At 65.4% G+C, this 11,555-nt stretch carries 7 protein-coding genes; 2 read left to right on the plus strand and 5 right to left on the minus strand.

Translation table 11 applies throughout. The annotated features are described in order from the left end of the window. Nucleotides 1-54 precede the first annotated feature (54 nt). Both KH208_RS09270 and KH208_RS09275 read left to right on the plus strand, forming a co-directional pair. Nucleotides 55-2,205, plus strand: a complete 2,151-nt coding sequence (locus KH208_RS09270; RefSeq protein WP_291435700.1) for a heavy metal translocating P-type ATPase — start codon at nucleotides 55-57, stop codon at nucleotides 2,203-2,205. Continuing rightward, a complete protein-coding gene (locus tag KH208_RS09275; protein ID WP_062253095.1) occupies nucleotides 2,199-2,489 on the plus strand; it encodes an HMA2 domain-containing protein in 291 nt (96 codons plus the stop codon). Before KH208_RS09270 ends, KH208_RS09275 begins: the two co-directional genes overlap by 7 nt. Nucleotides 2,490-2,602: 113 nt before the next feature. Here the strand turns inward: KH208_RS09275 and KH208_RS09280 are convergent, their stop codons facing one another. From KH208_RS09280 to KH208_RS09300, 5 genes are all read right to left on the minus strand, one after another. Next, complete coding sequence (locus KH208_RS09280; protein ID WP_291435703.1) at nucleotides 2,603-3,847, minus strand: diaminopropionate ammonia-lyase; 1,245 nt, start codon at nucleotides 3,845-3,847, stop codon at nucleotides 2,603-2,605. 5 nt (nucleotides 3,848-3,852) lie between these two features. Next, on the minus strand, nucleotides 3,853-5,004 hold the full coding sequence (locus tag KH208_RS09285) for an aminotransferase class I/II-fold pyridoxal phosphate-dependent enzyme (RefSeq protein WP_062253097.1): 1,152 nt from the start codon (nucleotides 5,002-5,004) through the stop codon (nucleotides 3,853-3,855). Beyond that, the gene (locus KH208_RS09290) at nucleotides 4,991-6,643 is read right to left on the minus strand and encodes a diguanylate cyclase (RefSeq protein ID WP_291435706.1); all 1,653 of its coding nucleotides are present in this window, start codon (nucleotides 6,641-6,643) and stop codon (nucleotides 4,991-4,993) included. The genes KH208_RS09285 and KH208_RS09290 overlap by 14 nt, the downstream gene beginning before the upstream one ends. 151 nt (nucleotides 6,644-6,794) lie before the next feature. Next, on the minus strand, nucleotides 6,795-10,061 hold the full coding sequence (locus tag KH208_RS09295; protein WP_291435708.1) for an efflux RND transporter permease subunit: 3,267 nt from the start codon (nucleotides 10,059-10,061) through the stop codon (nucleotides 6,795-6,797). Then, nucleotides 10,058-11,555, minus strand: a 1,498-nt coding sequence (locus KH208_RS09300) for an efflux RND transporter permease subunit (protein ID WP_291435709.1), incomplete at its 5' end; no start/stop codon positions are given. The genes KH208_RS09300 and KH208_RS09295, both read right to left, overlap by 4 nt.

Raw genomic sequence — 11,555 nt, forward strand, 5'->3', positions numbered from 1 at the left:
GGGACCGTTTTTTCCGGCCCGGTTCAGGGCTTTCTTTTTCAGACTGGAGCGCGCATGTCCTTTTCCATCGTCCATGAACTTCAGGGTCTCGACGGAGCCGCCGCCGGCAGGATGCGCGTGCGCGCCGGGCGGCCCCTGTCCCCGATTCCGGCCGCCGGCCTGGCCCGGAACCTGGAAGAACTGCCCGGCATCAGCGAGGTGCGTGCCAACCCCCGCGTGGGCAGCCTGCTCTTTTTTTACGCCGACCAGGAAAGCCGCGCGTCGGCCCTGCGCCTGCTGGCCGCCCATGATGTCGTGGACGCCTTGGACGGCGCGTGCCGCGCGGATCTCCCGGCCAGCATGGCTGCGCTCCTGCCCGAAGAGCCGCCGGCGGGCGGTCTGCTGCCGCTGGTGCGCTTTTTTATCATCCGTCCCTTTTTGCCCGCTGTCTGGCGCATGGTCACCTGCGTCGCCACGGCCGTGCCTTTTCTTCTCAAGGGTCTCGGCTCCCTGCTGCGCGGCAGGCTCAGTGTGGATGTGCTGGATGCGGCGGCCATCACTGTCTCACTGCTCATGCGCGACTTCCGCACGGTCAGCGTGCTGACCCTGCTGCTGGGGCTGGGCGAGGCTCTGGAATACTGGACCCGCCGCCGCTCTCTGGACAGTCTGACCGAAAGCCTTGCCCTGAATGTGGACAGCGTCTGGCTGTTCGGCGAGGACGGCACGGAAGTCTCCGTGCCTCTGGGTCAGGTGTGCGAAGGCGACTTGGTGGTGGTGCGCGACGGCGGCTCCATCCCGGTGGACGGCATTGTGGAGGACGGCTGCGCGCTGGTCAATCAATCCTCCATGACCGGCGAACCGCTGGGCGTGCCGCGCGGCAAGGGCGCGGCGGTCTTTGCCGGAACCGTGGTGGAGGAAGGTCGTCTGGTGATCCGGGTCAGCCAGGTGGGCGACGGCACCCGCCTGCGCCAGGTGGTCACCTTCATCGAACAGTCCGAGGCGCTCAAGGCCGGGATCCAGGGCAAAACCGAACGGCTGGCCGATCTGGCCGTGCCCTTCACCTTCGGCCTGGCGGCCCTGGTCTGGCTGATCACGCGCAATCCCATGCGCGCCGCTTCGGTGCTGCTGGTGGATTATTCCTGCGCGCTCAAACTGGCCACGCCCTTGGCCGTGCTGGCCGCCATGCGCGAGGGGGCGCGCCACGGCATGGCTATCAAGGGCGGTCGCTATCTGGAAGCCCTGAGCGATGCGGATACCCTGGTTTTCGACAAAACAGGCACGCTGACCAACGCCACCCCCAAGGTGGTTGCGGTCATTCCCGCCGCCGGGCATGAGCGGGACGAGGTCCTGCGGATCATGGCCTGCCTGGAAGAACATTTTCCCCATCCTGTGGCCCGCGCCGTGGTGCGCAAGGCCCAGGAAGAGGGCCTCCAGCATGAGGAAGAGCACGCCCAGGTGGAATACGTGGTGGCCCACGGCGTGGCGTCCTCCCTGTACGGCAGAAAGCTGCGGGTGGGCAGCCGCCACTATATTGAGCACGACGAGGGCGTGGACGTCTCGCCTATGGAGGCGGAGATCGCCTGCCAGGCGGCTCAAGGACGTTCCCTGCTCTATCTGGCCGAGGACGGCAAACTGGCCGGCATTCTGGCCATTGAAGACCCGTTGCGCCCCGAGGCCGCCGGAGTGGTGGAAACCCTGCGCGGCATGGGCTTCAAACGCGTGCTGATGCTCACCGGCGACGATGAGCGCACGGCACGGGCCGTGGCCGAGCGAGCGGGCATTACGGAATTCCGCGCCCAGGTCCTGCCCACGGACAAGGCCAAGGTGGTGCAGGAACTGACGGCCGACGGCTGCAAGGTGCTCATGGTGGGCGACGGCATCAACGACGCCCCGGCCCTTTCGGCCTCCCATGTGGGCGTGGCCATGATCGACGGCACGGATCTGGCGCGGGAAGTTGCCAATGTGCTGCTGACCAGGCCGGATCTGGGCGGGCTCATCGACGCGCGGCGGCTGGCCCGCAGCACCCTGCGCCGCATCCACGTGAACTTCGCGGCCACCCTGACCCTGAACAGCCTCTTTTTGGCGGGCGGCCTGTTCATGCTCTTGCAGCCCGGCGTCTCGGCCCTGCTGCATAACCTGACCACCTTGGGCGTGTCGCTCAACGCCATGCGCCCGCACCTGCGGAGCACCGAAGCCGTTGCCCCTGTGGAGGACAGCCCATGCTGAACAGCCTGCGCCTGCTCAAATACGTGACCAGTTTTTCGGACGGCCGGGTACGCATCCGTCACCCGGCCCTGCGCCGTGAAGCCGTGGCCGCCACGGCCAGAGAAAAACTGGCCGCCATTGACGGTGTGCTTTCCGTGGACTTCAATACCGTCAGCGGCTCGGTGCTGATTCTCTACGACAGCGCGCGCCTGCCCAAGGAGCGGCTTGTCGCCGTGGGCGAAGCCTGGGCCGATTATCTGGACGCGGTTCAGGCGGGCCGCCCGGCGCACGTGCCGGACTGTTGAAGCCGTTCAGGCTTGAAGCGGATTGCCCCGCGCGGATGGTATGGTTCCGCGCGGGGCAATCCGTTGTTAAAGGCAGGTCGCCGAGTCGTAGAGCAGATTACCTTTGGAATGCTCTAACGGCTCTGAAAATCAAAGGCGCAAGCGCCATCCTCGACCACCCGCCGGTACATGTCCGGTTCGGTGTCGCCCTCGGTGCTGATCAGCAGCACCACCGAGGATTCGTTCAAGCCCAGAGCCGAACGCATGGCGGCCGCCTCCGGCGCGCGCGCCAGATAATCCAGCAGGCCCACGCCCACGGCTCCGGATTCGCCGGAAACCAACGCCGGATCGCCGGGCAGGGGCGCGGCCAGCATGCGCATGCCGTTGGCCGCCAGGCCGTCCGGACAGGCCACTGCCGCGAAAGCGTGCTCCCGCAGAATCCCCCAGGCCAGGCTGCTGGGCTCGCCGCAGGCCAGACCGGCCATGATGGTGCGCATCTCCCCGGCCGCGGCATGGGCGCGGCCGTCCTCACTTCGAATGGAGCGGAAAATGCAATCGGCGCTGTGCGGCTCCATAATGACGGCCAGCGGGGCAGGACCGCCCTCTTCCGTGCCGGCAACGGCGAAAAAACTCAGTACGGCGGCGGCAAAGGAACCCACGCCCGCCTGCAACAGCAGATGCGTGGGCCGCGTGAGTCCCATGGCGCGCATCTGCTCCCGCGCTTCCAGAGCCAGGGTCGTGTAGCCCTGCATGATCCAGCGCGGGATTTCCTCATAACCGTCCCAGGCCGTGTCCTGCACCAGCACGCCGCCCGTAGCCCGCGCATGCGCGGCGGCATGGCGCACCGCGTCGTCATAAGCCAGATCCGTAATTTCACAGTATGCGCCCAGGGTGCGGATGGCCGCCGCCCTGGCCTCGGCCGAGCCTTTGGGCATGAAGACCACGGCCCGCTGTCCGAACTGCCGGGCGGCCCAGGCCAGGCCCCGCCCGTGATTGCCGTCCGTGGCCGTGACAAGAGTGATCTCTCCCAGCCGGTCCCGTGCCTCGGGTCCGCAAAGGGCCGCGCGGCTGAGACCGTCCGGCGGCAGATTCAGACGGCGAGCCAGAATCCGGGCCACGGCCCAAGACGCGCCCAACCCTTTGAAGGCCTTGAGCCCGAAACGGCGGGATTCGTCCTTGACCAAGACCCGGCCCAGACCGAGCCGGGCGGCCAGGCCAGCCAGACTGCACAGGGGCGTGGGGCTATATTCCGGGAAGCCGGCGTGAAAACCACGGACATTACGTGCCCGCGCCGGACCGAAAGCGGACGGCGGAACCGGAACGGCGGCATCCGGCTGTGCGGCATAGCGGGCGTTGAGCGCCAGTTCCACGGGACGCACGGGCTTCAATCCAGTTTGGCTTCGGCCAGCCAAGACTCGAACCGCGCCAGATTCTCTCCGAAGTTGCGGCGGCCGTAGCCCATGCGGAAATAGGGTTCGTCCATGCCGTAGACGCTGCCGGGCAGGAGCAATACCCCGGCCTCACGCGCCAGGCGCTCGCAAAAGCCCTCCATCGGGCCGTCGATATGGATTTTGTGGAAGCCGATGGGCCCGGCCAGGGGGCGGTTGTGGGTAAACAGGCCCGCGTGCCGGGCGAAAAAAGCGTCGGCCAGAGCCAGATTAGCCCGGACAATGCCCCGGTTGCGCGCCAGAATGGCCGGAGCGTGGCACAGGGCCACCAGGGCCAGCTCCTCCGAGGGCGCGGCGCAACAGATGCTCAGATAATTTTTGAAGCGGCTCATGGCCGTAAGCAGGCCCCGGTCGCGGCTGACGGCCCAGCCGATGCGCAGGCCCGGCAGGCCGTAGGCCTTGGAGAGCACGCCGATGGAAACGCCCCGCTCATACAGCTCGCAGATCGCGGGACGGGCATGCCAGGCGTTTTCATCCGAGCCGTCCGGGTCTTCCAGGCCTTTGTAAACCTCATCGGCGATCACATGGATGCCGCGCCCGGCCGCAAGGGCGCAGAGCGCGCGCAGTTCCGCGTCACTCAGAGCGTAGCCCGTGGGATTGTGGGGAGTGTTGACGACAATGGCCCTGGTATGGGGACGGAGCAGGGATTCCAATGCGTCGAAATCCAGGGCCCAGCCTTGCCCTGTCTGGCGGAAGCGCCAGAAAGACAGCTCGCAGCCCACGGCCCGCGCCACCTCATACAGGGATTGGTAGGCCGGGAACATGCAGATCACGTGATCGCCCTTTTCCAGCAGCACATTCAGGCAGGAAAAAATGCCTTCCTGCGCGCCGGTCTGCACCAACACCCGGTCATTGTCCGCATTCCGGTACAGACGGGCTATGGCCTGCCTGAGTTCCGGTTTGCCGTCATTTTCGGCATAGCCGAGCCGAGTTTGCAGAAAGGCCTCGCGCGCTCCGGCCGGGTCCGGCTCCAAGGCCAGCAGTTCCGCGATGCTCAAGGCCTCGCAGTCGGACTGGGCCAGAAGGTGGGGCGCGGAAAATTCATGCTTGCCGAAAAACACCTCCAGTTCAAAATCAGGAATCCGCATGCGCTCCCTCATCGTCCGGCGCGCCGCTCCGAAGGGCTTCGTCCGGGCGTTTTTCCAGACCCGGTTCGTAGACGCAGTAGCCCAGTTTGCCGCGCTTGGCCGTATACATGGCCACATCCGCCCGACGGATCAGCTCGTCCAGGGTCAGACCGGCTTCGTCGCAACGCACGATGCCGATGCTGGGGGCAATGAGCCGCAAGGCCTCTGAAGAGCGAAAGGCTTCACGCACCAGTTTCACCAGGAGCCGCGCCTTGCGGATCAGAAAATCCAGAGGCCGGTCGCCCCAGTAAAGGGCGAATTCGTCGCCGCCCAGGCGAGCCACCACGGCCTGGGGACAGGAGGCGCGCAAAAGCTCCGCCACCGTGACCAGGGCCTGATCGCCCGCCTGATGCCCCCAGCGGTCATTGACGCTCTTGAAATGGTCCAGGTCCACATAAAGCAGGCTTTCAGCCCCGTTCGTCCCTCCGGGCTGCGCATGCTCATAGAAATAGCGCCGGTTGTACAGCCCGGTCAGGACGTCGGTATTGGCGTGGCGCGACAGCCGCCGCTCGAACTCCCGCTCCAGCGTGACGTCGCGAAAAATTACGATGGCCCCGATTCTGTTGGAAAAAACATCCAGAATATCCTGTTCCTGGACATCCAGGACAATCTCCCGGCCGTTGAGTTTCCAGCGCAGTTCCGCGCGCTCTTCCTCCCGGACCAGCTGGCCTCCGGACATGGCATTTTCCCGCCATGCCCGGCAATCGCCGCCCAGCACATCGCTGTCGGCCACCGCGAAAAATTCCTTGAATTTTTCGTTGATATTGACGATGTGATCCTCCGCGTCGGTGATCATCACGGCAAAAGGCAGGCTGCCCAGCAGCAGCTCCAGCTCGGCGCTCATGGTGGCCAGGTTGGTCACGTCATGGGCCACGCCCACTGTGCCCATGATCCGTCCGTCATCGTCGAAAAGAGGCGACTTCCAGGTTTTGAACTGGCGCATGCCCTGCTTGCTCTTGACGAATTCGTCAAAAACGCGGGTCTTGCCCTCTTCCATGACCACGGTGTCTGTTTCCAGACAGACGTACTCGCCCTTTTCGTATTCTTCCTTTTTCAGATCCCAGATATAATAATGGCCCCGCCCTTCAATGTCTTCTTTGCTTTTGCCCACGGTCCGGCAAAAACTGTCGTTGACCTTGAGGTGCGCGCCCACCGCGTCCTTGAACCAGATCAGGGAGGGCGTGGCGTTGATGACCGCATCCAGATAGTAGTGCGTGAGGCGGGAATCCCGTTGCAGCTTCAGGCCGTCAAGCAGCCTTCCGAAACGGGCGGCAAGCGCCGCCGCGCCGCACGGCCCGGCCCAGAGATCGTCGATATGGTCCCAGATGCCGTCCGGCAGCCCGGCGGCCTCCGCCGGGTCAGGGGCCAGAAGGATGATGCGAGCGCCCGCTTTGGCCGCGCCGCGTATTTCGGGCAGGCAGGAAATCCGCCCGGCCTTCAGAAAAATGACGTCGTCCCGCTCCAGATCACGGCAGTCCGGACCGGGGCCGCCGCTGACGAAGACATGCTCGAAGCGCTCACGCGGCGGCACGGAACGCAGGGTATTTTCCAGCTCCGCATCAACGCCGCAGATTCTGATCCGTAATGTACACTGGTACATGCCGCCTTAGCCTCCTTCGCCGGAGCAGGCTCCGACGGACGCGCATCGTCTAGTATATTTCTTCGCTCAAAAGTAGGATTTAAGCAAGTATTCCAATCTGACGGAATAACATGTTTCTGAAAACCATACGGGATATCAGGGATAAATCAACTCAGGAACGGCGGCTGAGCAAGGCCAGGCGCGCGGCTCTGGCATTGCCGTAGCGCAGCCGCCACCAGAAGCGCCGCGCGCGCAGGCGGGCGCGGTCCAGGCAGAGGTAGACCACGGGCGTGGTGTAGAGAGTCAGCAGCTGGCTGACCAGCAGGCCGCCCACAATGGTGATGCCCAGAGGCTGGCGGATCTCCGCGCCGTCGCCCTGCCCCATGGCCAGGGGCACCGCGCCGAGAATGGCAGCCGCCGTGGTCATCATAATCGGCCGGAAGCGCAGCAGGCAGGCTTCGTAAATGGCCTTGTCCGGCGGCAGATGGCGGGTGCGGGAGGCCTCCAGGGCAAAGTCGATCATCATGATGGCGTTCTTTTTGACGATGCCCGCCAGCAAAAGCACACCGATCAGCGCGATGACGCTGAACTCCATCTTGAAAAGCATCAGGGCCAGCAGGGCCCCGCCGCCCGCCGAGGGAATAGTGGAAAGGATGGTCAGGGGGTGGATCAGGCTCTCGTAGAGTACGCCCAGCACAATGTACAGCGCGGCCAGGGCCGCCAGAATCAGAATGATCTGGCTGCTCATGGTGTCGCTGAATATCTTGGCCGTGCCCTGAAAACTGCCCACGATGGTGGAGGGCATGCCGATTTTGACCCGCGCCTCGGCAATGGCCGCCTGGGCCTGGGAAAGGGAGGCCCCCTGAGCCAGATTGAAGGAAATGGTCACGGCGGCGAACTGGCCCTGATGCGCCACGGAGAGCGGCGCGAAGGCCGGGCCCACGCCGGCCACGCTGAGCAGCGGCACCAGGCCGTCCTTGCCCGGCAGGCGCACCTTGTCCAGAGCCTGCGCGCCTTCCAGCCAGTCCGGCCCGTATTCCAGCACCACGCGGTACTGGTTTTTGTCCTGGTAGATGGTGGACACCTGGCGCTGCCCGAAGGCATTGTTCAGGGCCGCGTCCACATCCCGCATGGTCAGGCCCAGGCGGGCCAGAGCGTCGCGGTTCACCGTGAGCATGGTCTGGAGGCCGCGCTCCTCAATGTCGCTGTCCACGTCCTTGAACAGGGGCAGGGCCGCCAGGGCCTGCTGGAGGCGGCGGCCCCAGGTGCGCAGATCGTCCAGATTGTCGGCCTGCAGGGTATACTGGTACTGGGAGCGCGCGCTGCGCCCGCCCATCATGATGTCCTGGGCCGGTTGCAGGAAAATCTGCAGGCCCGGTTCGGACGAGAGTTTGCCGCGCAGCCGCCCGATGACCGCCTGGGCGCCGATTTTGCGCTCTTCCAGAGGCTTGAGCGAGATGAACACCCCGCCCCCGCCGCGCCCGCCGGAAATATGGGCCGAAACCTGTTCCACGGCCGGGTCCGCGCGGATCACGTCCACCAGCTTCGCCAGCTTGGTCTGCATGGCCTGAAAGGAAGCGCTCTGGTCCGCCCGGATGCCGCCCATGATCACGCCCGTGTCCTGCTGGGGGAAAAAGCCCTTGGGCACTATAATATACAGCCAGACATTTCCGGCAATGATCAGAAGCAGGGAAAGCATGGTCAGGCGCGGATGGCGCAGCACCACGGCCAGGCTGGCCGCGTAGCCGCGCTGCATGCCCGCCAGCATGGCCCCCCAGGCCTGCCCAACGCGGGTACACCACTGCCGCAGCGGTTTCAGAAAGCCGCCCCGGGCTTGCAGCAGGCGCTCCTTGCGCCGGGCCAGATCCGCGTCAAAAGGCCGCAGCAGCTTGGCGCACATCATGGGCGTGGTGGTCAGGGAAACCAGCATGGAGACCAGCACCGCCGTGGTGAGCACCACGGAAAACTCGCGGAACAGACGGCCCACAATGCCGCCCATGAACAGAATGGGCGTGAACACCGCCACCAGGGAAATAGAAATGGACACCACGGTGAAACCCACTTCGCGCGCGCCGCGCAGGGCCGCGCGCAGGGGGCTTTCGCCCATTTCCAGACGGCGGACGATGTTTTCCAGCACCACGATGGCGTCGTCCACCACAAAACCCGTGGACACGGTGAGCGCCATGAGCGAGAGGTTGTCCAAACTGTAGCCGCAGAGGTACATGACCCCGAAAGTGGCGATAAGCGAAACCGGCGCGGCCACGGCCGGAATGCTGGTGGCCCTGGCGTTGCGCAGGAACAGAAAGGTCACCAGCACCACCAGGCCCATGGCCAGCATGAGGCTTTTTTCCACTTCGCGCAAAGAGGCCCGGATGGTCAGGGAACGGTCCATGCGCAGTTCCAGATCCGCGCTTTCCGGCAGCCAGGAGCGCAGTTGCGGGATCATGGCCTTGACCCGGTCCACGGTCTCAATGATGTTGGCTCCGGGCGAGCGGAAGACGATCAGCAGGATGGCCGGTTTGCCGTTGGCCACGGCCATGTTGCGCACGTCCTGGGAGGAATCTTCCACGCGCGCCACATCCGAGAGCCGGATGGTTTTGCCGTCCTTCTGGGCCACAATCAGCGGTTTGTAGTCCTCGGCCTTCTGCAACTGGTCGTTGGCCCCCACCAGCCAAAAATTTTCTCCGTTTTCCAACATGCCTTTGGGCAAAAAGGCATTGGCCGCGGCCAGGGATTTGCGCACGTCCTCCATGCTCACGCCCGCGCGGTTCAGGGCGTCGGGGATGGCCTCCACCCGCACGGCGGGCAGGGCCCCGCCGCCCACAGTCACCTCGCCCACGCCGGGAATCTGCGAAATTTTCTGGGCCAGCACCGTGGAGGCCGCGTCGTACAACTGGGCGCGAGTCAGCACGTCCGAGGTGATGGACAAAATCATGATCGGCGCGCCCGAGGGATTGACCTTGCGGTAGGATGGGTTGGACGGCATGGTCGGCAGGGTGGAGCGGGCCGCGTTGATGGCCCCCTGCACGTCGCGGGCCGCGCCGTCGATATCCCGGTCCAGATCAAATTGCAAAATCACATTGCTGGAACCCAGGCTGCTGGAGGAGGTCATTTCCGTGACCCCGGCGATGCGCCCCAGGGCCCGCTCCAGCGGCGTGGCCACGGTGGCGGCCATGGTTTCCGGGCTGGCGCCGGGCATGCGCGCGCGCACCACCACCACGGGAAAGTCCACCTCCGGCAGCGGGGCCACGGGCAGCAGGCCGAAGGCCACCATACCGGCCAGGGCAATGGCGATGGTCAGCAGTGTGGTGGCCACGGGCCGCCGGATAAAGGGCGCGGAAATATTCAGGGGAATGAATTCCGGCCCGAAACGGCGGCGCTTTTCCGTGCCCGTCCCGCCGCCTTTGTCCGGCGCGCCGGGCTTGCCTGACGCGCTCATGCGCCCTCCTCCGCCCGCGTGTCCCCTGTTCCCGATTCCCTGGAATCCGTGGGCTCCGAGGATTCCGTGCCGCGCGTGGATGTATGGCGCAGGCGCAGGCTCATACGGTCGAACCAGAGATAGATCACCGGCGTGGTGAACAGGGTCAGCACCTGGCTGACGACCAGGCCGCCCACCATGGTCACGCCCAGGGGGCGCCGCAGCTCCGCGCCCATGCCCCAGCCGATCATCAGGGGCAGGGCCCCCAGCAGGGCGGCCATGGTGGTCATCAGAATGGGCCGCAGGCGCAGCAGGCAGGCCTGGCGGATGGCCGCCAGAGGCGGCTTGCCCTCCTTGCGCTCGGCCTCCAGGGCGAAGTCGATCATCATGATGGCGTTTTTCTTGACGATGCCGATGAGCAGGATAATGCCGATAATGCCCACCACGCCCAGTTCCATGCCCGCCAGCATCAGGGCCAGCAGGGCCCCTACTCCGGCCGAGGGCAGGGTGGAAAGGATGGTCACCGGGTGGATGTAGCTCTCATAGAGCACGCCCAGCACTATATACATGGTCACGATGGCCGCCAGGATCAGCCAGATCTGGTTGTCCGTGGAGGACAAAAAGGCCTGGGCCGCGCCCTGGAACTGGGTGCGCAGGGCCGGGGGCAGGCCCAGCTCCTTTTCCACGGCCTCCATCAGGCCCTTGATGTAGCCCACGGCGAACAGGTTGCCCTGCAGGCCGTAGCTGGGCATGGCGTCGTCCTCGCCGACCATGGTCGGGACGTGGTCCGGCCGTGCGATGCCGTCAAAGCCGACCTCGTAGTAGCAGCGCATGGCCTCGTACATGTCGGTCTTGCCGTCGTCGTGGAAGGTCTCGTGGAAGTTCGTGCGGTCGCCCTGCACGTCGCGGAAATGGACGAAGTAGATCTTGCCCATCTTGCCGAAGTGGCGGATGGCCGCGGGGATGTCCTCGCCCATGGTGGCGAAGCAGCCCTGGCAGAAGGTCATGCCGTTCATGGGGGCCGCCGCGCTGGTCAGAATCCGGCCGATGCCGCGCAGGGAGGGGACGGGCGGATCGTCCGGGTGCAGGGCCAGGCGCACGCCGAGCTCCTCGCAGAGCGGGACGATTTCGCGCAGGAAGGCCTCCAGCGTCTGCCACAGCCGCTCCTGCGGGACCTTGCCGGCCCAGGTATCCGCAACGCCCTCCATGTCGCGCTGGTCAAAGCCCGTGACGGTCGCGCCGCCGCGGGTGGGGATGTCCGTGCGCGTGCGGAACCAGCCCAGAACCGGCATCCAGTTGTAGCAGATGGTGCGGATGTCCAGCTTGGCGCAGTTGCGCAGCAGGTCCTTGAAGACCTCCAGCTCCTCCTCGGCGCCGGGCAGGCCGAGCTTGACCTTGTCCAGGGGCGTCGGGCCCTCGATGATGGAAAGGGTCAGCCCCTGGTCTGCGTACGCCTTCTTCAGGCATCGCGTTATAGATGCTCGCGCGCATGCCGCCCACGCTGCGGTGGCCCTT

The organism is Desulfovibrio sp. (genome assembly GCF_018379785.1).
Taxonomy (GTDB): Bacteria; Desulfobacterota; Desulfovibrionia; order Desulfovibrionales; family Desulfovibrionaceae; genus Desulfovibrio.